At 70.3% G+C, this 18,811-nt stretch carries 20 protein-coding genes, 1 tRNA gene and 1 riboswitch; of the genes, 12 read left to right on the top strand and 9 right to left on the bottom strand.

Annotation, left to right across the window (positions count from 1 at the left end):
* Window positions 1-4 precede the first annotated feature (4 nt).
* The 3 genes from pstC (at window position 5) to pstB (ending at window position 2,889) form a co-directional block, all read left to right on the top strand.
* Window positions 5-952, top strand: a complete 948-nt coding sequence (gene pstC / locus ACPEEZ_RS02830) for a phosphate ABC transporter permease subunit PstC (RefSeq protein WP_423922482.1) — start codon at window positions 5-7, stop codon at window positions 950-952.
* On the top strand, window positions 952-2,031 hold the full coding sequence (gene pstA, locus ACPEEZ_RS02825; protein WP_423922479.1) for a phosphate ABC transporter permease PstA: 1,080 nt from the start codon (window positions 952-954) through the stop codon (window positions 2,029-2,031). The genes pstC and pstA overlap by 1 nt, the downstream gene beginning before the upstream one ends.
* A gap of 78 nt (window positions 2,032-2,109) precedes the next feature.
* On the top strand, window positions 2,110-2,889 hold the full coding sequence (gene pstB / locus ACPEEZ_RS02820) for a phosphate ABC transporter ATP-binding protein PstB (protein WP_423922476.1): 780 nt from the start codon (window positions 2,110-2,112) through the stop codon (window positions 2,887-2,889).
* Between the two features lie 98 nt (window positions 2,890-2,987).
* Here the strand turns inward: pstB and ACPEEZ_RS02815 are convergent, their stop codons facing one another.
* From ACPEEZ_RS02815 to ACPEEZ_RS02805, 3 genes are all read right to left on the bottom strand, one after another.
* On the bottom strand, window positions 2,988-3,869 hold the full coding sequence (locus ACPEEZ_RS02815) for an anti-sigma factor (protein WP_423922473.1): 882 nt from the start codon (window positions 3,867-3,869) through the stop codon (window positions 2,988-2,990).
* Window positions 3,866-4,462, bottom strand: a complete 597-nt coding sequence (locus tag ACPEEZ_RS02810) for a sigma-70 family RNA polymerase sigma factor (protein WP_423922470.1) — start codon at window positions 4,460-4,462, stop codon at window positions 3,866-3,868. Before ACPEEZ_RS02810 ends, ACPEEZ_RS02815 begins: the two co-directional genes overlap by 4 nt.
* A gap of 721 nt (window positions 4,463-5,183) precedes the next feature.
* A complete protein-coding gene (locus tag ACPEEZ_RS02805; protein WP_423922468.1) occupies window positions 5,184-5,813 on the bottom strand; it encodes a DNA-directed RNA polymerase subunit beta in 630 nt (209 codons plus the stop codon).
* Between the two features lie 122 nt (window positions 5,814-5,935).
* Between ACPEEZ_RS02805 and ACPEEZ_RS02800 the strand changes: the two genes are divergently transcribed.
* Together ACPEEZ_RS02800 and ACPEEZ_RS02795 are read left to right on the top strand one after the other, a co-directional pair.
* A complete protein-coding gene (locus ACPEEZ_RS02800) occupies window positions 5,936-6,097 on the top strand; it encodes a hypothetical protein (RefSeq protein WP_423922465.1) in 162 nt (53 codons plus the stop codon).
* A gap of 78 nt (window positions 6,098-6,175) precedes the next feature.
* Window positions 6,176-6,248, top strand: a tRNA-Lys gene (locus ACPEEZ_RS02795).
* A gap of 347 nt (window positions 6,249-6,595) precedes the next feature.
* Here ACPEEZ_RS02795 and ACPEEZ_RS02790 read toward each other — a convergent pair.
* Window positions 6,596-7,585, bottom strand: a complete 990-nt coding sequence (locus tag ACPEEZ_RS02790; RefSeq protein WP_423922463.1) for an aldose 1-epimerase family protein — start codon at window positions 7,583-7,585, stop codon at window positions 6,596-6,598.
* Window positions 7,582-8,433 carry a DeoR/GlpR family DNA-binding transcription regulator gene (locus ACPEEZ_RS02785; RefSeq protein WP_423922460.1) on the bottom strand — a complete coding sequence of 284 codons (852 nt, stop codon included), beginning with the start codon at window positions 8,431-8,433 and terminating at the stop codon, window positions 7,582-7,584. Before ACPEEZ_RS02785 ends, ACPEEZ_RS02790 begins: the two co-directional genes overlap by 4 nt.
* Window positions 8,434-8,524: 91 nt before the next feature.
* Here ACPEEZ_RS02785 and galT point away from each other — a divergent pair, with 91 nt between their 5' ends.
* Together galT and galK are read left to right on the top strand one after the other, a co-directional pair.
* Complete coding sequence (gene galT, locus ACPEEZ_RS02780; protein ID WP_423922459.1) at window positions 8,525-9,628, top strand: galactose-1-phosphate uridylyltransferase; 1,104 nt, start codon at window positions 8,525-8,527, stop codon at window positions 9,626-9,628.
* Complete coding sequence (gene galK / locus ACPEEZ_RS02775) at window positions 9,625-10,842, top strand: galactokinase (protein WP_423922456.1); 1,218 nt, start codon at window positions 9,625-9,627, stop codon at window positions 10,840-10,842. The genes galT and galK overlap by 4 nt, the downstream gene beginning before the upstream one ends.
* Before the next feature lie 260 nt (window positions 10,843-11,102).
* Here the strand turns inward: galK and ACPEEZ_RS02770 are convergent, their stop codons facing one another.
* The 3 genes from ACPEEZ_RS02770 to ACPEEZ_RS02760 all read right to left on the bottom strand — a co-directional run bounded on the left by ACPEEZ_RS02770 (window position 11,103) and on the right by ACPEEZ_RS02760 (window position 14,086).
* Window positions 11,103-11,996, bottom strand: coding sequence for a bifunctional methylenetetrahydrofolate dehydrogenase/methenyltetrahydrofolate cyclohydrolase (locus tag ACPEEZ_RS02770; RefSeq protein WP_423922453.1), 894 nt, complete (start codon window positions 11,994-11,996; stop codon window positions 11,103-11,105).
* Window positions 11,993-13,294 carry a serine hydroxymethyltransferase gene (gene glyA / locus ACPEEZ_RS02765; protein ID WP_423922451.1) on the bottom strand — a complete coding sequence of 434 codons (1,302 nt, stop codon included), beginning with the start codon at window positions 13,292-13,294 and terminating at the stop codon, window positions 11,993-11,995. The genes ACPEEZ_RS02770 and glyA overlap by 4 nt, the downstream gene beginning before the upstream one ends.
* A gap of 39 nt (window positions 13,295-13,333) precedes the next feature.
* Window positions 13,334-13,419: riboswitch (ZMP/ZTP riboswitch) on the bottom strand.
* 85 nt (window positions 13,420-13,504) lie between these two features.
* Window positions 13,505-14,086, bottom strand: coding sequence for a TetR/AcrR family transcriptional regulator (locus ACPEEZ_RS02760; protein ID WP_423922448.1), 582 nt, complete (start codon window positions 14,084-14,086; stop codon window positions 13,505-13,507).
* Between the two features lie 34 nt (window positions 14,087-14,120).
* On the opposite strand from ACPEEZ_RS02760, the gene ACPEEZ_RS02755 reads away from it, so the two are divergent.
* Genes ACPEEZ_RS02755 through ACPEEZ_RS02745 form a run of 3 tightly spaced genes read left to right on the top strand, consistent with a single transcriptional unit; the run spans window position 14,121 to window position 15,827 of the window.
* Complete coding sequence (locus tag ACPEEZ_RS02755) at window positions 14,121-15,065, top strand: DMT family transporter (protein ID WP_423922445.1); 945 nt, start codon at window positions 14,121-14,123, stop codon at window positions 15,063-15,065.
* Between the two features lie 4 nt (window positions 15,066-15,069).
* Window positions 15,070-15,357, top strand: a complete 288-nt coding sequence (gene clpS / locus ACPEEZ_RS02750) for an ATP-dependent Clp protease adapter ClpS (protein ID WP_423922443.1) — start codon at window positions 15,070-15,072, stop codon at window positions 15,355-15,357.
* Window positions 15,354-15,827, top strand: a complete 474-nt coding sequence (locus ACPEEZ_RS02745; protein WP_423922440.1) for a DUF2017 domain-containing protein — start codon at window positions 15,354-15,356, stop codon at window positions 15,825-15,827. The genes clpS and ACPEEZ_RS02745 overlap by 4 nt, the downstream gene beginning before the upstream one ends.
* A 45-nt stretch (window positions 15,828-15,872) precedes the next feature.
* Here ACPEEZ_RS02745 and ACPEEZ_RS02740 read toward each other — a convergent pair whose 3' ends face one another.
* Window positions 15,873-16,058 (bottom strand): PspC domain-containing protein, encoded by a 186-nt coding sequence (locus ACPEEZ_RS02740; protein WP_423922438.1) that lies wholly within the window; start codon window positions 16,056-16,058, stop codon window positions 15,873-15,875.
* 75 nt (window positions 16,059-16,133) lie between these two features.
* On the opposite strand from ACPEEZ_RS02740, the gene ACPEEZ_RS02735 reads away from it, so the two are divergent.
* Complete coding sequence (locus tag ACPEEZ_RS02735; protein WP_423922435.1) at window positions 16,134-17,087, top strand: alpha/beta hydrolase; 954 nt, start codon at window positions 16,134-16,136, stop codon at window positions 17,085-17,087.
* A gap of 13 nt (window positions 17,088-17,100) precedes the next feature.
* A complete protein-coding gene (locus tag ACPEEZ_RS02730; protein ID WP_423922433.1) occupies window positions 17,101-18,771 on the top strand; it encodes an ABC-F family ATP-binding cassette domain-containing protein in 1,671 nt (556 codons plus the stop codon).
* The last annotated feature ends 40 nt before the right edge of the window (window positions 18,772-18,811 follow it).

Here is an 18,811-nt window from a genome sequence, read left to right as displayed (position 1 = left end):
GGGAATGACCGCCGCCCCCACCGCAGCACCCCGCCCGAAAGCGAAGGTCCGACCGGGAGACAGGGTCTTCTCCGGCGCCACGCTCTTCTCCGGCATCGTGATCCTGGTCGTGCTGGCCCTGGTCGCCCTCTTCCTGATCGTGCAGAGCACGCCGGCGTTCATCGCCAAGGCCGGCACCCTGCCGAACGGCGCCGCCAACTTCTGGGACTACGTCGCACCGCTCGTCTTCGGAACGGTATGGGCGTCGATCCTCGCGCTGCTCATCGCGACGCCGTTCGCGCTCGGCATCGCCCTCTTCATCTCGCACTACGCGCCGCGTCGCCTGAGCCAAGGTCTCGGCTACGTGATCGACCTGCTGGCCGCGGTGCCGAGTGTCGTCTTCGGCCTCTGGGGTGTCCTCGTCCTGGCGCCGTTCATCCAGCCGTTCTACGGCCAGTTGGTCGACTGGTTCGGCTGGTTCCCGCTGTTCGCCGGTCCCGTCTCGGGCACCGGCAAGACCATCCTCACCGCGGCCATCGTGCTCGCCGTGATGGTGCTGCCGATCATGACCGCGGTCATGCGCGAGATCTTCTTCCAGGCCCCCGTGCTGCACGAGGAGGCCGCCCTGGCCCTCGGCGCCACCCGTTGGGAGATGATCCGCCTCGCGGTGCTGCCGTTCGCCCGCTCCGGCATCGTGTCGGCCATCATGCTCGGCCTCGGCCGCGCCCTGGGCGAGACGCTCGCCATCGCGATCGTGCTGTCGCCGGCCCTCGTCATCAAGTTCGCACTGCTCACGCCGCAGAACCCCAACACGATCGCCGCCAACATCGCCCTCCAGTTCAACGAGGCCACCGGCGTCGGCGTCAACACGCTGATCGCCTCGGGCCTCGTGCTGTTCGTCATCACCCTGCTGGTGAACATGCTCGCCCGCTTCATCGTCAACCGCCGCAAGGCCTTCTCGGGAGCCAACTGATGTCGGTCGCCGCACGCGCCTCGTCGAACAACACCCTGACCGCGGGCAAGCTGCCCCGCGGCACCGCCTGGTACGTGCTCGTCGGCAGCTGGGTCGTCTTCGGCGTCATCTTCCTGCTGCTGCAGGCCGGCGGCATGACGAAGGACTTCAACCTCGTCGGCGCGCTGTTCTTCGGCACGATCCTGTTCGACATCCTGATCGTCGTCATCTCGATGATCGTCGAGGGGGGCCGCAAGGCGAAGGACCGCCTCGTCACCTCGCTCGTGACGACCGCGTTCATCGTCGCCCTGCTGCCCCTCGTGTCGCTGCTCTACACGGTGGTCACGAGCGGCACGAACCGCTTCGACGCGACGTTCTTCAACTCGTCGATGCGCAACATCATCGGCCCCGGCGGCGGTGCCCTGCACGCCATCGTCGGCACGCTCGAGATCACGCTCGCCGCCGCGGTCATCAGCGTGCCGATCGGCCTGCTGACGTCGATCTACCTCGTCGAGTACGGCCGAGGCCCGCTCGCCCGCGGCATCACGTTCTTCGTCGACGTCATGACCGGCATCCCGTCGATCGTCGCCGGTCTGTTCGCGTACGCCCTCTTCTCGCTGATCCTCGGCCCCGGTATCCGCGGCGGCTACATCGGTGCGATCGCCCTCGCGGTGCTGATGATCCCGGTCGTCGTGCGCTCGAGCGAGGAGATCTTGAAGATCGTCCCGAACGAGCTGCGCGAGGCGAGCTACGCCCTCGGTGTGCCGAAGTGGCTCACCATCGTCAAGATCGTCCTGCCCACGTCGCTGGCGGGCATCACGACCGGCGTCATGCTGGCCATCGCCCGCGTCATCGGTGAGACCGCGCCGCTGCTGCTCACCGCCGGCTTCACCGCGAGCATGAACTACAACCTGTTCAGCGAGCGGATGATGACGCTGCCCGTGTTCGTCTACACGCAGTACGCGAACCAGGGCCCCGACTCGGCGACGTTCGTCGACCGCGCCTGGGCCGGTGCGCTGACGCTGATCCTCATCGTCATGGCGTTGAACCTCGTCGCCCGCATCGTCTCGAAGCTGTTCGCACCCAAGTTCGGACGCTGACCGGCGCACCCCGCGCCTCCGGCCCCCGCCTCGTCTCCACAGCCCGTCACCACCGACCCGTCACCACGAAGGAACAACGTGTCAAAGCGCATCGAGGTCAACGACCTCAACGTCTACTACGGCAAGTTCAAGGCCGTCGAAGACGTCAACATCACCATCGAGCCGCGCACCGTGACGGCCTTCATCGGGCCGTCCGGCTGCGGCAAGTCGACCTTCCTCCGCACGCTGAACCGCATGCACGAGGTCATCCCGGGCGCCTACGTCGAGGGTGAGGTGCTGATCGACGGCAACGACCTGTACGGCGCGGGTGTCGACCCGGTGCTCGTCCGTCGTCAGGTCGGCATGGTGTTCCAGCGCCCCAACCCGTTCCCCACCATGAGCATCCGCGACAACGTGCTCGCCGGTGTGAAGCTCAACAACCGCCGCATGTCGAAGGGCGACTCCGACGCGCTCGTCGAGAAGTCGCTGCAGGGCGCCAACCTCTGGAACGAGGTCAAGGACCGCCTCGACAAGCCCGGCAACGGCCTCTCGGGTGGTCAGCAGCAGCGTCTGTGCATCGCGCGCGCCATCGCCGTGTCGCCCGACGTCGTGCTGATGGACGAGCCCTGCTCGGCCCTCGACCCGATCTCGACGCTCGCCATCGAGGACCTGATCGAGGAGCTCAAGCAGGAGTACACGATCGTGATCGTGACCCACAACATGCAGCAGGCCTCGCGCGTCAGCGACCGCACCGCGTTCTTCAACATCGCAGGTACCGGCAAGCCGGGCAAGCTCATCGAGTTCGACGACACCGCGAAGATGTTCTCGAACCCGAGCGTCCAGGCGACCGAGGACTACGTCTCGGGCCGCTTCGGTTGATCGGCACCGTCTCGCGTCATCGCTGACGTGACGACAGAACGAAGGAGGCGGTCCACCTGTCCGGTGGACCGCCTCCTTCGTTCGTGGGCCGGGTCGCGCTACGCGCTCTGCAGCGCCACGATCGGATCGCTGGTCGGCTGCTCCGAGCCGCCCTGCGGCTCGACCGTGATGCCGATCGTGTCACCGGGCGTGAGGGTGCCCTTGAGCACCTGCGACATCGGGGCGTCCGACGAGGTGTCGAACGTGCCCGCGGGAACCGCGCCCTTGGAGTTGATGTACCAGAGCTCGTACGTCTTGTCGCCGGGCAGCGAGGTCATGCCGTCGAGGACGACTGCCGAGCGCTTGAGCTGGTTGGACCAGACGAGCGTCGCCTTGCCACCGGTGCTGACATCGGCCACGGTGCGCTGGAAGTCGGACGCGGCGTAGATCTCTTCGAGCCCCGAGGCCTGGTTGACGCTGGAGCTGCCCGTGCGGTTGATCGCCGTGACGACGGCACCCCCGCCGATGAACAGGGCGACGGCGGCCGCGGCAGCGACCAGCACGGCGACGGGACGGGTGAACCATCGGGCTCGGGCGGCACCGGTGGCGTGCAGCACCGTGGCATCACGGTCGGACTCGCTCGGTGTGGCCGCGCGGCGTCCGCTGCGGGTCGCCGCGGTGCTCGTGGTCAGGCTCGTGTCGTTCGCGGCGGCCTCGGTCTTCGGAAGCGCCGGCAGCTGAGGCGTGGTCGCGATCTTGTCCATGATGCTCGCCCTGAGTGCGGCCGAAGGCATCACAGGTGTGGCCGCGTGGGCCAGCAGTACAGTCGTCTCGCTCAATCCGGTCACCTCCTTCTTCATGTCTTCGGACTCCCCCAGCCGAGCCTCGAATGCGCGTCGTTCGTCGTCGCTCAATGCGTTCAGCACGTAAGCGCCCGACAGGTTGTCGATGTCGATCGTCTGGTCGACACCCGTGTTCGTAGGACCGTCGCGGTGAGTCACGATGCCACCCCCATCTCGTCTCGCAGTCTGATCATCCCGTCACGCAGTCGTGTCTTCACGGTGCCGATCGGCACCCCGAGCATCGTGGCCACCTCGCTGTGGCTGTAACCGCCGTAGTACGCGAGTTTGACCGCCTGTCTCTGCAGTTCGGTCAAGCGGCCCAAGGCGCGCTCGACCCGTTCGTGTTCGATCCGGATCTCGACGTTCTCGGAGACCGAGTCGTAGTCGGTCTCGATGTCGCGGACGCCGATCTTGACGTCGCGATCGCGACTCGCCTGGGAGGCGCGGATGCGGTCGACGGCACGTCGGTGCGCCATCGTGAGCATCCAGCTGGCGGCGCTGCCCCGACCGGAGTCGAAGCGGGTCGCGTTCTGCCAGATCTCGAGGAAGACCTCTTGGGTGACCTCTTCGGATTGCGAGTGGTCTTTCAAGAGGCGCTTGACGAGACCGAGCACACGGCCGGCCGTCTGGTCGTACAGTTCACCGAACGCGACCTGGTCGCCGAGGGCGACCCGCTCGAGGAGTTGCTCCGGCGTCGCGGGTGACACCCCTGATTCCGGCGTCTCTACTTCTCGGCTCACGAGTCTCAGCATGTCAGGTCTCACCTCCGGTCGCACCTGCTCGGGTTCGGTGGGCGGTCAGTGCCTGCCGCCCCGGTCTGGGGTGAGACGACCCCTCCGCGAGGCGAACCGTCTGGGATGGCAAGAAGCCCGGGACCTCGCGGAGGGATCGCACCACCCCGGTACCCCAGTAGGGTGCGGCACCGACGCAGCGGATCTTTCGATCCCTCACGCTGATGGTTCGGCACCGACCCACAGGTGGTTTGGGCGAGTTTCGAGGAACCCTCCGTCGTACCGACGCGAAAACGACGAACCGACGCGATAAGCCACGTCGGTTCGTCGTTTTCGCGTCGGTCGAAGCTCAGGAGGCGCGGGCCGCCTCCTTAAGAGAAGGTGCCGAGCCGCAGAAACGCCTCTCGGCGCGAGGCCGCTCGAAGCGGCTAAATGGGCGCGCTGGAGCTACAGGGATCGCGAAGCGATCCGCGACGCCAGCGCCGACGCGGCCTGCCGCGGCGGGTCGACTCGACTGCGATCACGCCGTCACGCGGTCCTTCGAGCGGACTCGAGGTGAGCGGAAGAAGGTGCCGAGCCGCAGAAACGCCTCTCGGCGCGAGGCCGCTCGAAGCGGCTAAATTTGGAGCCCGGGGTTACTGCGGCCCGACAGGTATCGAGTTTAGCCGCGATCGTCGGAGCCCGTCGCAGCGTTCGCCGGGTGCGAACTCGGCCCGCGCCTCCTGGTGTTCGTGTCGTCCGGTCAGTCGAGGCTGCCGTCGCGCCACAGGTTGGCGCAGGCGACCAGGTCGACCGCCAACTCGGACAGCCGCAGTGCACGACGGGTCAGCTCGCTCGAGCGGGCGTCGACGCCGGTGTCGAGGTCGTCGGCGATCGAGGTCGCTCCGGCGGCGGCGAGGCGGCAGAAGGCGGCGCCGCGTTCGAGCGCGATCGCGAAGTCGCCGACGAAGACCCCGCGGAGGATGAGGTCGGCCAGCTCGAGGATCTCCTCCGGCGAGGCGGGCGCCGGCGCACCCGCGACGACGGGGTCGATGGTCGACGAGACCGCGACGCCGCGTTCGAAGAGCAGCGTGATCTCGGCCGGGTTCTGTCGGATGACCGCTCGCACGAGGTAGATGCGCCACAGGGCGCCCGGCAGGGTGTGCGGACTCGCCCGTGCCCACAGCTCGGCGACCGCGTCGATGCCGTGCAGGTCGGTGAAGTTGACCAGGCGGTCGAGCACCTCGGGCGACGGGTCGTTCTTCACGCGTGCGACGAGTGCCGCGGCCGACTCGTGGGCGACGCGGTTGAGGGTGGCCGGGTCGTCGCCACCCTGGATGGCCTCGAACTCGGCACCGGAGAACTGGGTGGGGCGATGGAAGTCTCTGGGCACCGATCAACGATAGGCGCGTGTGGTGCCAGACGGCCTGGAACAGGCGTTTTGGCCCGAGATTCCGCTGAGCGCGTACGGTCAATGCGCTGGGATAAATTGCATCACCTCAAAGGAGCCCGAACATGAACATCCTGCTCATCATCGTCATCGTCGTCGCCGTCGTTCTGCTCTTCACGGGTGGCTTCGTGCAGTCGCTCAACTTCCTTCTCTGGGTCGGCATCGTCCTGCTGGTCCTGGCGGTCATCGCCTACCTGCTGCGCAGCCTCACCGGCCGCAAGCGCTGAGCCCCTCCGCGCCGCCCTTCTCTTCGCCTCTCTCGTCGTTCGAGGGGTGCCCGATCTTCACGTATTGTTGACGGGTACGGGCCCCTAGCTCAGTTGGTAGAGCATCGGACTTTTAATCCGCGGGTCGTGGGTTCGAGCCCCACGGGGCCCACGACGACGAAAGACCCCCCAGCTTTTCCGGGGGGTCTTTCGTCGTCGTGGGGCTCGTGTCGTCGAGAACTCACGCGTGGTGGGCCCAGGCCGCCGGTTCCGACGCATCGCGAAGCGATGGGGCGGCCGTGCCGGTGGGGATCGAGCCCCACGGGGCCCACAGACATGAAAAAGCCCCCAGCTTCATCGGGGGCTTTTTTGTGTCTGCGGACCCCGTGTCGTCGAGAACGCACCCGCGAAAAACCCCGTTGCGGAAGAGGAACCCCCGTTCAACGGGGGCATCTTTCGCAACGGGGTTTTTGGCGCGCGGGCGCGCGTCCGCGCGGGCGGGCGCGCGGCGGCGGGGCGCTACGCGGCCGCGCGGCGGCGGATGCCCCACGAGGCCGACCACGTGGCGCCCTCGTCGAGCCAGAGCAGCCCCTCGCCTGACGCGAGCGCGTTCGGCGGCGCCGTCATCGGCTCGGCGGCGACCGCGAGCCCCTGGCCCTCCCCGCGCGGGAAGTTCCGCGGCGTGAACACCTGCATGTACGAGAACGCGGCGTCGCCCCACATCTCGGTCGCGCTACCGTCGGGCGCCGTGAGCGTCACTCGACGAGCCCCCTCGGCGTCGGTGTCGATGTCGCGGAACGTCGTGTCCAGGTCGAGATCCCCCACGACCGCCCCGCCCCGCAGATCACGCGGCGTCCCCGCCACCGGCGACGTGCCCGTCGGAATGCTGTTCTCGTCGACATCAAAGGCCGTCGCGGCGGCCAGCTCGACCCGCAGCGTCGCGATGTCGTGGTCCCCGACCCGCAGGAACGGATGCGACCCGACGGCGAACGGCGCCCGCCCCGGGCCGACATTCGTGATCGTGTGGGTGACCACCATGCCGTCCGGGACCAACTCGTGCCGCACCTCCGTGTCCAACTGGAACGGATAGCCGTGCTGCGGGAAGACGGTGGCCGCGAGCGTCACCGCATGCGGCTCGAGGTCGACCGGGCGGTAGGCCGTGTAGCGCAGCAGTCCGTGGCTCGCATTGCCCTTCGACGGCTCGGTGAGGTCGAGCTGCTGGACGGCTCCGTCAAGGGTCCAACGCCCCTGCGCCACGCGGTTCGGCCACGGCACGAGTGTGATACCGCACGCGGACGGAGGCGCGGTGTCGGCGGCGAAGGATTCGGTGAGTGACGCTCCGTCGACGGCGAGCGATCGGATGCCGGCCGCCACCTGGGTGACGACGGCCGTGACGACGTGCCCGCCCTCGTCGAGGACGAGTTCGTACTGCTCGCCGGTCGGCGACGCCGCGGCCCGGGACGTCGGGGCGGCCGCGGAGGCCTCGACGGGTGACGGATGCTCGGTCATGACTGCCTCTCTGGATCGCTCGGCCCGTCGAGCTCGACCGGCGCCTCGTCGTCGGCCTCGACGACCGACAACCCGGCCGTGCGCAGCTCGGCGACGTGATGCTCGTCGGCGCCCGCGGTGATCAGCGCCTCGAAGCGGTCGAGCGGGCCGATCACGCCGAGGTGCGCCTCCCCCAGTTTGCTCCCGTCGGCGACGATGTACGACCGGCGGGCGGTCTCGGTCATCAGACGTTTCACGTCGGTCTCGGGCAGGTTCACGTTGGTGACACCGTGCGCGACGCTGACGCCGGTGCAGCCGATGAACGCGATGTCGGCCGTCAGCGACGACAGCACCGTGGAGGCCAGCGGGTTGACGAGCGAGTGCTGCAGCGGCCTCAGGGTGCCACCCGACACGATCACGGTGAACCGGGGCACGGCCTGCTCGAGCGCCAGAGCGATCGTGAGCCCGTTCGTGACGACCACCACACCGTCGAGATCGATCCGGTCGAGCAGGGCGAGGGCGATCTGCGTGGTCGTGGTGCCGACGTCGAGCACGACGCAATCACCGGATCGGACCAAGGAGGCGGCGGCGACACCGATGGCCCGTTTCGCCTCGGTCCCGACCGCACTCTCTTCTTCGAACGGCCGCTCGACCACCGGCCGCTCGACCGAGAGGGCACCGCCGTGCACCCGCGACACGAGCCCGTCGGCGACCAGGCTCTCGAGATCGGTGCGGATGGTGACCTCGGAGAGACGGAACTCGCGTGCGAGCTCGGCCGTGCGGACGAAGCCCCGGCGGGCGACGAGATCGGCGATGCGATCGCGGCGCCGCTCGCCCGGCAATTGACTCTCGCGCGAACTGGCGTCCATCCCGCTAGTTTCGTATGCTTTCAGTTGCTTTCGCAAATGCAAGTCGGCTGGCATCCCGGTCGCCGCGAGGGCCCAGAACCGAGGAGGCACCATGGCCGGCATCGTGACGCGGGCGACCACGCTCGCCGACGGGCGCGATCTGATCTACTTCGACGACGCCGACACGTCGCTGCCCGCCGAGCGGCGCCTCGACGCCCGGCAGCTCGACGCCCGCCCCGACACGGCCACCATGAGGCAGGACGTGCTCACCGGCGAATGGGTGTCGATCGCGTCGTCCAGACAGAACCGCGTCGTCTTGCCTCCGGCGGAGTTCGACCCGCTCGCCCCGGCATCCGAGACGAATCCGTCCGAGATCCCCGACATCTACGACGTCGCCGTGTTCGAGAACCGCTCGCCGTCCTTCGGCCCGCTGCTCGAGGCCGACGACGCCCCCGCCGGGCTCGACGACCTGGCCGAGATCGGGCTCGGTCGCACGCGCCGGAGCGTGGGGCGCTGCGAGGTCGTCTGCTTCAGCCCCGAGACGCACGGCTCGTTCGCCAGCCTCAGCCCGTCCCGGGCCCGCACGGTCGTCGAAGCCTGGGCGCAGCGCACCGAGGCGCTCTCGGCCCTGCCCGGCGTGCAGCAGGTCTTCCCGTTCGAGAACCGCGGCCAGGCCATCGGCGTGACCCTGCACCACCCGCATGGCCAGATCTACGCCTACCCCTACGTGACGCCGCGCACCACGCGGCTGCTGCAGAGCATCGACGCGTACGGCCCCGACCTGTTCGCCGACCTGCTCGAGAGCGAGCGCAGCGGCCCGCGCGTCGTCCTCGCGGGCGAGCACTTCACCGCGTACGTGCCGTTCGCCGCCCGCTGGCCGATCGAGATCCACCTGCTGCCACACCGCCACGTGCCCGACTTCGCCGGGCTGACCACGGACGAACGCGACGAGCTCGCGGTGCTGTACCAGCGCCTCCTCAAGGGACTCGACGCCCTGTACGGCGACGAGACTCCCTACATCTCGGCGTGGCACCAGGCTCCTGTGTCGGTCGGACGCGACACCGTGCGGCTGATGCTGCAGATCACGTCGCCCCGGCGGGGCGAGAGCAAACTGAAGTACCTGGCCGGCTCCGAGGCCGCCATGGGCGCCTGGGTCGGGGACATCGTGCCCGAGCGGCAGGCCGAGAGCATCCGAGAGGCGATGACGCGCGCATGAGCACCACCGACGAGAACAGCACCCCGGGCGGCGGCTTCGCCTCCGTCTTCGACACCGAGGTCGTCGGCCGCTGGTCGGCTCCCGGCCGCGCCAACCTGATCGGCGAGCACACCGACTACAACGACGGCTTCGTGCTGCCGTTCGCGATCGACCGCCGCACGACGGTCACGGTCGGTCGACGCGACGACCGCCTCCTGCGCGTCGCCAGCACGTTCGACGAGGGCATCGTCGAGATCTCGCTCGACGCCCTCGACCCCGCCGCGATGTCCGGCTGGTCGGCGTACGTGTTCGGCATCGCCTGGGCTCTCTCCGAGGCGCCGAACCGCGCCACGGCTCCGGCGTTCTCGGCGGCCGGCGGCGATCTCAGCGGCCTCGACCTGTCGTCGGCGACCGGGCTCGACCTGTTCATCGAGTCCGACGTGCCCGTCGGCGCGGGCCTCTCGTCGTCCGCGGCGCTCGAGAGCTCGGTCGCGGTCGCCATGACCGAGCTGTGGGGCCTCGACATCAGCCGCCAGGCCCTGGCCGCCGTCGGCCAGCTCGCCGAGAACGAGGCCGTCGGAGCCCCGACCGGCATCATGGACCAGTCCGCCTCGCTCCTGGGTCGTGCCGACTCGGCCGTCTTCCTCGACTGCCGCAGCCTCGACTCCGAGGTCGTCGAGCTGGGCTTCGAGACCGCCGGTCTCGAGATCCTCGTCGTCGACACCCACGTCGAACACGCCCATGCGACGGGCGGGTACGTGGACCGTCGTCGCTCGTGCGAACGGGGAGCCGCCGCACTCGGCGTGGGCTCGCTGCGCGACCTCGACGTCGACGACCTCGAGCGCGCGGCCGAGGTGCTCGACGACGAGACGTTCCGTCGCGTGCGCCACGTAGTCACCGAGAACCAGCGAGTGCTCGACACCGTCCGCACGCTGCGCACCGACGGCCCCGCCGCCATCGGTGCCCTGCTCGACGCGTCGCACGTGTCGATGCGCGACGACTTCGAGATCTCCGTGCCCGAGCTCGACCTCGCCGTCGAGACCGCGCAGGCCCACGGCGCCGTGGGCGCACGCATGACCGGCGGCGGCTTCGGCGGCGCGGCGATCGCGCTGGTGCCGGTCGACCGACGTGACGTGATCGCCGACGCGATCCGTGCCTCCTTCGCCGACGCCGGGTACCGCGCGCCGACCGTCTTCACCGTGCACGCGGCCGACGGGGCTCGGCGCGACAGCTGAGCGCAGCCGCCGGGGTGCTGCGGTTCGAACCGCAGGACGCAAAAACCTCGTTCTGGCCAAAGAACCTCGATATAACGAGGTTCTTTGGCTGGAACGAGGTTCTTTGCCGTCGGCGGTTGCCGCCGGGGTGCTGCGGTTCGAACCGCAGGACGCAAAAACCTCGTTCTGATCAACGAACCTCGATATAACGAGGTGCGTTGATCAGAACGAGGTTTATCGCCAGCCGCTGCAGCGGCAGCTGCAGCAGCGGCAGCCGCCCCTCAGCCGCGCTCCGCCGCCTCCACCACGTTCTTCAGCAGCATCGCGCGCGTCATCGGCCCGACGCCACCCGGCACGGGCGACAGGTATCCGGCGACCGAGGCGACCGCCGGGTCGACGTCGCCGCGCAGGCGGTACGTGCCCGTCTCCTCGCTCAGCACGCGCGTGATGCCGACGTCGATGACGGCGGCGCCCGGAGCGATCCAGTCGGGCTTGACCAGCCCCGCCACCCCGGCGGCCGCGACCACGATGTCGGCGCGGCGCACCTCGGCGGCCACGTCGACCGTGCGCGAGTGCGTCAGCGTCGCCGTCGCCTCGAGCCGGGTCAGCAGCAGCCCGAGCGGTCGGCCGACCGTGAGCCCCTGCCCGATGATCGTGACGTGCTTGCCCGCGATCGGGATGTCGTAGGCGCGCAGCATCTCGACGATGCCGCGGGGCGTGCACGGCAGCGGGGTGTCGATCGTGCCGTTGCCGCCCGGCACGGCCAGCACGAGCTCGCCGAGGTTGATCGGGTGCAGGCCGTCGGCGTCCTTGGCCGGGTCCATCAGCTCGAGCATGGCCGTCGGGTCGATCCCCTCGGGCAGCGGCAGCTGGATGATGAACGCCGTGACGTCGGGGTTGGTGTTCATCGACTCGATCGCGGCCCGGATGTCGGCCTCGCTGGCCGTCTCGGGCAGGTCGAGACGGATCGACTCGATGCCGACCTCGGCGCAGTCCCGGTGCTTGCCGGCGACGTACGAGAGCGAACCGGGGTTCTGACCGACGAGGATCGTCCCGAGCCCCGGCACGACGCCCTGCTCGCGCAGCACGGACACCCGCTCACGCAGGTCGTCCTTCACTGCCGCGGCGAGCGCCGTGCCGTCGACGCGGATCGCGGTCGAGACGGCGTCGCTCACGCGTAGAGCGGGAACGCGTCGGTCAGCACCTTCACGCGAGCCGCGAGCGCCTCGAGATCGGGGTCCGGCATCAGCGCGGAGGCGATGACGTCGGCGACCTCGGTGAACTCCTCGTCGCCGAAGCCCCGCGTCGCGAGGGCGGGCGTGCCGATGCGGACGCCCGAGGTGACCATCGGCGGGCGAGGGTCCCACGGGACGGAGTTGCGGTTGACCGTGATGCCGACCTGGTGCAAGAGGTCTTCGGCCTGCTTGCCGTCGACCTCGCTGGCGCGCAGGTCGACGAGCACGAGGTGCACGTCGGTGCCGCCGGTGAGCACGTCGATGCCGGCCGCCTTGGCGTCGTCGGCCGTCAGACGCGAGGCAAGGAGGCGCGCCCCGCGCAGGGTGCGCTCCTGGCGGTCCTTGAACTCGGGCTCGGCCGCGAGCTTGAACGCGGTGGCCTTGGCGGCGATGACGTGCATCAGCGGGCCGCCCTGCTGACCCGGGAAGACGGCGGAGTTGAGCTTCTTGAACAGCGGCTCGTGGTTCGACAGGATGACGCCCGAGCGCGGGCCGGCGAGCGTCTTGTGCACGGTCGACGAGACCACGTGCGCGTGCGGCACCGGAGACGGGTGCAGCCCCGCGGCGACGAGACCGGCGAAGTGCGCCATGTCGACCCACAGGTAGGCGCCGACCTCGTCGGCGATCGCGCGGAACGCGGCGAAGTCGAGCTGGCGCGGGTAGGCCGACCAGCCGGCGATGATCACCTTCGGCTTGTGCTCGAGGGCCTGCTGTCGAACGATGTCCATGTCGATCAAGTACGTGGTCGGGTCGACCTCGTACGCGACGGCGTTGTAGAGCTTGCCCGAGAAGTTGAGCTTCATGCCGTGCGTGAGGTGGCCCCCGTGCGACAGCTCGAGGCCGAGGATCGTGTCGCCGGGCGTCGCGAGCGCGGCCAGCACCGCTGCGTTGGCCTGGGCACCCGAGTGCGGCTGGACGTTGGCGAAGTCGGCGCCGAACAGCGACTTGGCGCGCTCGATGGCGAGGCTCTCGGCGACGTCGACGTACTCGCAGCCGCCGTAGTACCGGCGACCGGGGTAGCCCTCGGCGTACTTGTTCGTCAGCACGGAGCCCTGCGACTCGAGCACGGCGCGGGGCACGAAGTTCTCGGACGCGATCATCTCGAGGTAGTCGCGCTGACGACCGAGCTCGAGCTCGAGCACCTGGGCGATCTCGGGGTCGACGACCGACAGCGGGTCGTTGAACGTGGACGGCAGCTTGCGGGTGTCGCTCGCAGTGGTGGCGGGGGTGTAGGTCACGGCAGGGCTCCTTGGCACACGGAACGGACGGGGGTCTGGTGTCGTGGCCCAGGCGTACGGCCACCAACCGTGTGTCAGTCGCTCCCCGATGGTTGCCCACCTGAACGCCAGTCGCGACGCGGCCAGCATAACAAGAACAGCCCCGCGATCAGAAGGCCCCGACACCTGGGGGAACGACACGAGGAGGCACGGTGCCGGCGACCACGCCCGTCACCTCGCGAGCACGGCGCGTGCCACCTCGCGCGCCTCGTCGAACGGGTGCGCGAACGTGCCCAGACCGACCGTCACCATCGCCCCCTCGTGCAGCAGCATCAGGGCCCGCCCCGTCGCCTCGGCGTCCGCGACGCCGGCCTCACGGCAGAGCCCGACGAACACGTCGAGCAGCCAGACCTTCTGCCGCGTGAGCTCGGGCAGGAGGGAGGCGTCGGTGACGTCGATCTCGGCCCGGGCGTTGATGATGCAGCAGCCCTTGCTCAGGTTGTCGTCCGCCCACGTCGTCGTGGCGTCGAAGACGGCGAGCACGCGAGCCGTGCCGGGCTCGGGGACGCGGTCGAGATGGGCGTGGAGGTGGGCCCGCCATCTCGCGTCCCGGTGCTGCAGGTACGACAGCACCAGCGCCTCCTTCGATCCGAAGCGGTCGTAGAGGGTCTTCTTCGTGACACCGGCGGCCTCGGCGATCGTGTCGACGCCGACCGCGTGGATGCCCCGCTCGTAGAACAGGGTCGACGCGGCGTCGAGCAGCCGTCGTGCGCCGGGGGTGAGCGGTGCGAGATCGGGAACGGTGATCGTCATGCCGTCGATTATACCGATCTGTATAGTGAGCCCCATGACTACACAGATCGGTATACCTCGTGCGCTCGACCGGCCGGCCGCCCGCGTCGCCCTCACCGTCGTGGCGTCGCTCGCGTTCGTCGCGAGCTGGAGCTCGGGGTTCGTCATCGCCGCCCTCGCGACGACCGAGGCACCGGCGCCGACCCTGCTGTTGTGGCGTTCCGCGCCCACCGCGCTCGTGCTGCTCGTCGTGACCGTGGCGACACGGGCCCTCCGCGGCCTCCCCCGCCGCGAGCTGACGCGGCAGGCGCTGATCGGTCTGTTCGCGCAGGCCGGGTACTGCGCGTTCGTGTACGCGGCCCTCGGCGCCGGCATCGCGACAGGCACCACGGCCCTCATCGACGCGGTGCAGCCGATCGTCGTCGCGACCCTGGTCGGCCCGTTGCTCGGCCTGCGGGTGCGGGGCTCCCAGTGGCTGGGTCTCGGCGTCGGGGCCGTCGGGGTCGGGCTCGTCGTCTCGTCGCAGCTCGGCGGTTCCGACGCCCCGCCGATCGCGTACCTCCTGCCCGCCGCCGCGATGGCCTGCCTGGTCGTGGGTACCTTCCTCCAGCGCCGCGCGACGGTCGCGCCGAGCATCGTCGGGGCACTGACCGTGCACCTCGTCGCGGCCTCGGTGTTCTACGTCGTGCTGGCCGCCGCGACCGGCGCGCTCGTCCCGCCGACATCGCCCTCGTTCTGGGTCGCGGTCGCGACGACGGCCGTCTTTCCCACGCTGATGGCGTACGGCCTCTACTGGTGGCTGCTGCGGCGCATCGACGTCACCGCGTTGAACGCGCTGCTGTTCCTGGTCGCCCCGACGACCGCGTTCGCCGGGGCGCTCCTCCTCGACGAGCCGATCACCGCGACGACGCTGCTCGGCTTCGCCCTGTGTGCCGGCGGGGTGGCCGCCGTGCTGCTGACCGAGCGTGCGCACTCCCGCCCGCGGGACGTGTCAGTCTGAGGGGGTGACCCTGACACTCGACGAGACCGACACGCGCCTCCGCGTCGCGCCCGACGTGCCGTGGGTGACGCTCGTCTGGGACGACCCGGTCAACCTCATGTCCTACGTCTCGTACGTGTTCCAGACCTATTTCGGGCTCGGTAAGGGCGAGGCGAAGCGGCTCATGATGCGCGTCCACACCGAGGGGCGCGCCGTCGTCGCCTCCGGCAACCGCGAGGAGATGGAGCGGCACGTCGAGGCCATGCACGACTACGGCCTCTGGGCGACCCTGTCGAAGGAGGACGAGGCGTGAGCATCCTCCCGTTCGGCCGGGTCCGCGGTGACGGCGTGCGCGTCAACCTCGCCGAGCACGAGCGCACCTTGCTCGCCGATCTGACGCGACAGGTGGTCGGCGTCCTCGAGGCGGGCGACCCGGACGATCCGGCCGTGGCCCGCCTGCTGCCCGACGCCTACCGGGGCGACGACGAGGCGGCGGCCGAGTTCCGCAGGTTCACCGCCGACGACCTCACCCGCCGCAAGATCGAGAACGCCTCCGTGCTGCTCGCGTCGCTCGAGACGGAGGGGACGACGCTCGACCGCGCGGCCCAGCAGTCCTGGCTCCGCACCCTCACCGATCTGCGCCTCACGCTCGGCTCGCGCCTCGGCGTCACCGCCGACGGCTTCGCCCCGAGCGACGACCCGCAGACGCTGATGATGCACGACGTCTTCGACTGGCTGGGCTACCTCCAGGAGGTGCTGGTCAGGTCCCTGCCGCGGCGGTGAGTCCGCGACGGGGCCGGGGCGTCGCGGGGGCGTCGCTCCTCGGGCTCAGCGGCCCTCTTTGGGGAACAGCACCCAGAGGACGATGTAGAGGAGCACCTGCGGGCCGGGCAGCAGGATCGACAGCACGAACAACAGCCGCACCAGGAAGGGGCTGACGCCGAACCGGTGGGCGAGCGCCGCGCAGACACCCGCGATGACCTTGCCGCGGCGGGGACGAGTGAGGGTAGCCATCGTCCGAGCATGCCAGGGCGATGCTGGACGACACCAGACCGGACGGGCAGCGGGTCGCCGATAGGGTCGGTGCGCATGGGGGCATCACCGGATCTCGACCCGACGAGCAGCACGACGGCCGACGGGCCGACCAGCGCCACGCCGATCGCGACGACCAGCGCCGTGACCCGTGCGGCGATCGACGGGCCGCGCGGTGCCGTGCCCGTGCGGCGGTACGCGCCGACCGCGATCGCAGCCGGAGCCGCGCCTCCCCCGCTCGTGGTCTGGTTGCACGGTGGCGGGTTCTTCCGCGGCGACCTCGACCAGCCCGAGGCCCACGACGTGGCACGGTCGCTCGCGGCGCGCGGCGTGCCCGTCGTCACGGTCGACTACACGCTCGCCCCGGTCCCGCTGCCGTTCGGCGGCCGACTCGGCCTCGGGGCGAGCCGACCCCGCGCCCGCTACCCCGCGGCCGAGGAGGACGTGCTGAGCGCCGTCCGCGCCCTCGCGGGACCGATACCCGGCGTCGTCATCGGGGGCGCGAGCGCCGGGGCGTGCCTTGCGGCGGCCACGGCGCTGCGGCTGAGCCCGCCGGTCGGTGCGGACGAGCGACCGGTCGGGCTGCTGCTCGCCTACGGGTTCTTCCACGCGACGCTGCCGCGCTCCCGCGAGACGCAGCGGGCCGTCCGCGGGCACCGGCGGCTGTGGCACGCGCCTCTCGCGCTCGACGGGATGAACCGCAACTACGCCGGGTCGTGGTCGAAGGCCGCCGACCCGGCCGCGTTCGCCGGCGGGCGAGAGCTCGACGGGCTGCCCCCGACGCTCATGGTGGACGCCGAGCGCGATGCGATGCGCGCCTCCGGAGAGGTCTTCGCCACCGAGCTCACCGAGGCCGGCGTCGACCTCGAGCGCCACGTCGTGCCCGGCACCGACCACGCCTTCTTGAACCGTCCCGAACTCGCGGCGTTCGCCTCGACGCTCGACCTCACCGCCGCGTGGCTGCACCGACTGGGGTCGGGGGGCCGGGCCGGGCGAGACGCGCCCGCCTGAGAGACTGGTCGTCATGAGCGCGACACTCGTGGCCAAGGCCCTCGCCGGCGGCCACGGCCACCGGACCCTGTTCGACGACCTCGACCTGACCGTCGCTCCCGGCGACGTCGTCGGCGTGGTCGGCGTGAACGGGGCCGGCAAGTCGACGCTGCTGCGCCTCCTCGCGGGCGTCGACGAGCCGCAGGCCGGCACTGTGACGCTGTCGCCGGGCGACGCGTTCGTCGGCTATCTGCCGCAGGAGCACGAGCGCCGCGACGGCGAGACGATCGCGACCTACATCGGCCGCCGCACCGGTTGCACCGAAGCGACCCGCGAGATGGACAAGGCCGCCGCCGCCCTCGGCGACCCCGACCCGGCACCGCGCGCCGACGGGCTCGACCCGGCCGACGTCTACTCGACCGCGCTCGACCGCTGGCTCGCCAGTGGTGCCGCCGACCTCGACGAGCGGCTGCCGGTGGTGCTCGCCGACCTGGGCGCGGCCCTCGACCCGGACGCCCTGATGACGTCGCTGTCGGGCGGACAGGCCGCGCGCGTCGGTCTCGCCGCACTGCTGCTGTCGCGCTTCGACCTCGTGTTGCTCGACGAGCCGACGAACGACCTCGACCTCGACGGCCTCGAACGTCTCGAGCGCTTCGTCGCGGGTCAGCGCGGCGGGGTCGTGCTGGTCAGCCACGATCGCGAGTTCCTGGCGCGGTCGGTGACACGCGTGCTCGAGCTCGATCTCGCGCAGTCGTCGAACCGCGTCTTCGGCGGCGGCTACGACGCCTACCTCGAGGAGCGCGAGACGGCCCGCCGCCAGGCCCGAGAGGCCTACGACGAGTTCGCGGACAAGAAGGCCGACCTCGTCGGCCGCGCCCGCGTGCAGCGCGAGTGGTCGAGCCAGGGTGTCCGCAACGCGATGAAGAAGTCGCCCGACAACGACAAGATCCGACGCAAGGCCGCCGCCGAGTCGAGCGAGAAGCAGGCGCAGAAGGTGCGGCAGATGGAGAGCCGCATCGCGCGCCTCGACGAGGTCGACGAGCCGCGCAAGGAATGGCAGCTCGAGTTCACCATCGGCAGCGCACCCCGGTCGAGCGCGGTGGTCGCGACCCTGTCGGAGGCGGTCTACCGGCAGGGCGACGGTGACGACGCGTTCGTGCTCGGCCCCGTCTCGCTGCAGGTCGACGGCGGCGACCGGATCGGCATCACCGGCCCGAACGGAGCCGGCAAATCGACCCTGCTGCGCGCCCTGCTCGGTCGCCAGGAGCCGACGACGGGCAGCGCGAGCCTCGGTCGCAGCGTCGAGATCGGCGAGATCGACCAGGCCCGCGCCCTGCTCGCGGGCGCCACCCCGCTGGCCGACGCCTTCGAGGCGCTCGTGCCCGAGTGGCCGCAGGCCGAGGTGCGCACCTTGCTGGCGAAATTTGGACTCAAGGCCGATCACGTCACGCGACCCGTGGACGAGTTGTCGCCGGGCGAACGGACCCGCGCCTCCTTGGCCCTGCTGCAAGCTCGCGGCGTCAACGTGCTCGTGCTCGACGAGCCGACCAACCACCTCGACCTGGCCGCGATCGAGCAGCTCGAGCACGCGCTGGAGTCGTACGAGGGCACGCTGCTGCTCGTCACACACGATCGCCGCATGCTCGACGCCGTGCAGCTCGACCGGCACTGGCGCGTCGAGGAGGGGCGGGTCAGCGAGGTCTGAGGGTGCGGCTCCTCCCCCGCTCGCGCGCCGATCGAACCAT

Source organism: Frigoribacterium sp. 2-23 (assembly GCF_049601585.1).
GTDB lineage: Bacteria > Actinomycetota > Actinomycetes > Actinomycetales > Microbacteriaceae > Frigoribacterium.
This window is presented reverse-complemented; position numbering and strand designations above follow the sequence as displayed.

Coding starts and splice junctions, on each gene's coding strand:
- galT (WP_423922459.1), top strand. CDS start 8,525: ATGGCCGGCATCGTGACGCGGGCGACCACGCTCGCCGACGGGCGCGAT.
- ACPEEZ_RS02735 (WP_423922435.1), top strand. CDS start 16,134: ATGGGGGCATCACCGGATCTCGACCCGACGAGCAGCACGACGGCCGAC.
- pstA (WP_423922479.1), top strand. CDS start 952: ATGTCGGTCGCCGCACGCGCCTCGTCGAACAACACCCTGACCGCGGGC.
- ACPEEZ_RS02730 (WP_423922433.1), top strand. CDS start 17,101: ATGAGCGCGACACTCGTGGCCAAGGCCCTCGCCGGCGGCCACGGCCAC.
- ACPEEZ_RS02755 (WP_423922445.1), top strand. CDS start 14,121: ATGACTACACAGATCGGTATACCTCGTGCGCTCGACCGGCCGGCCGCC.
- ACPEEZ_RS02785 (WP_423922460.1), bottom strand. CDS start 8,433: ATGGACGCCAGTTCGCGCGAGAGTCAATTGCCGGGCGAGCGGCGCCGC.
- pstC (WP_423922482.1), top strand. CDS start 5: ATGACCGCCGCCCCCACCGCAGCACCCCGCCCGAAAGCGAAGGTCCGA.
- ACPEEZ_RS02760 (WP_423922448.1), bottom strand. CDS start 14,086: ATGACGATCACCGTTCCCGATCTCGCACCGCTCACCCCCGGCGCACGA.
- ACPEEZ_RS02790 (WP_423922463.1), bottom strand. CDS start 7,585: ATGACCGAGCATCCGTCACCCGTCGAGGCCTCCGCGGCCGCCCCGACG.
- galK (WP_423922456.1), top strand. CDS start 9,625: ATGAGCACCACCGACGAGAACAGCACCCCGGGCGGCGGCTTCGCCTCC.
- ACPEEZ_RS02810 (WP_423922470.1), bottom strand. CDS start 4,462: ATGCTGAGACTCGTGAGCCGAGAAGTAGAGACGCCGGAATCAGGGGTG.
- ACPEEZ_RS02740 (WP_423922438.1), bottom strand. CDS start 16,058: ATGGCTACCCTCACTCGTCCCCGCCGCGGCAAGGTCATCGCGGGTGTC.
- ACPEEZ_RS02800 (WP_423922465.1), top strand. CDS start 5,936: ATGAACATCCTGCTCATCATCGTCATCGTCGTCGCCGTCGTTCTGCTC.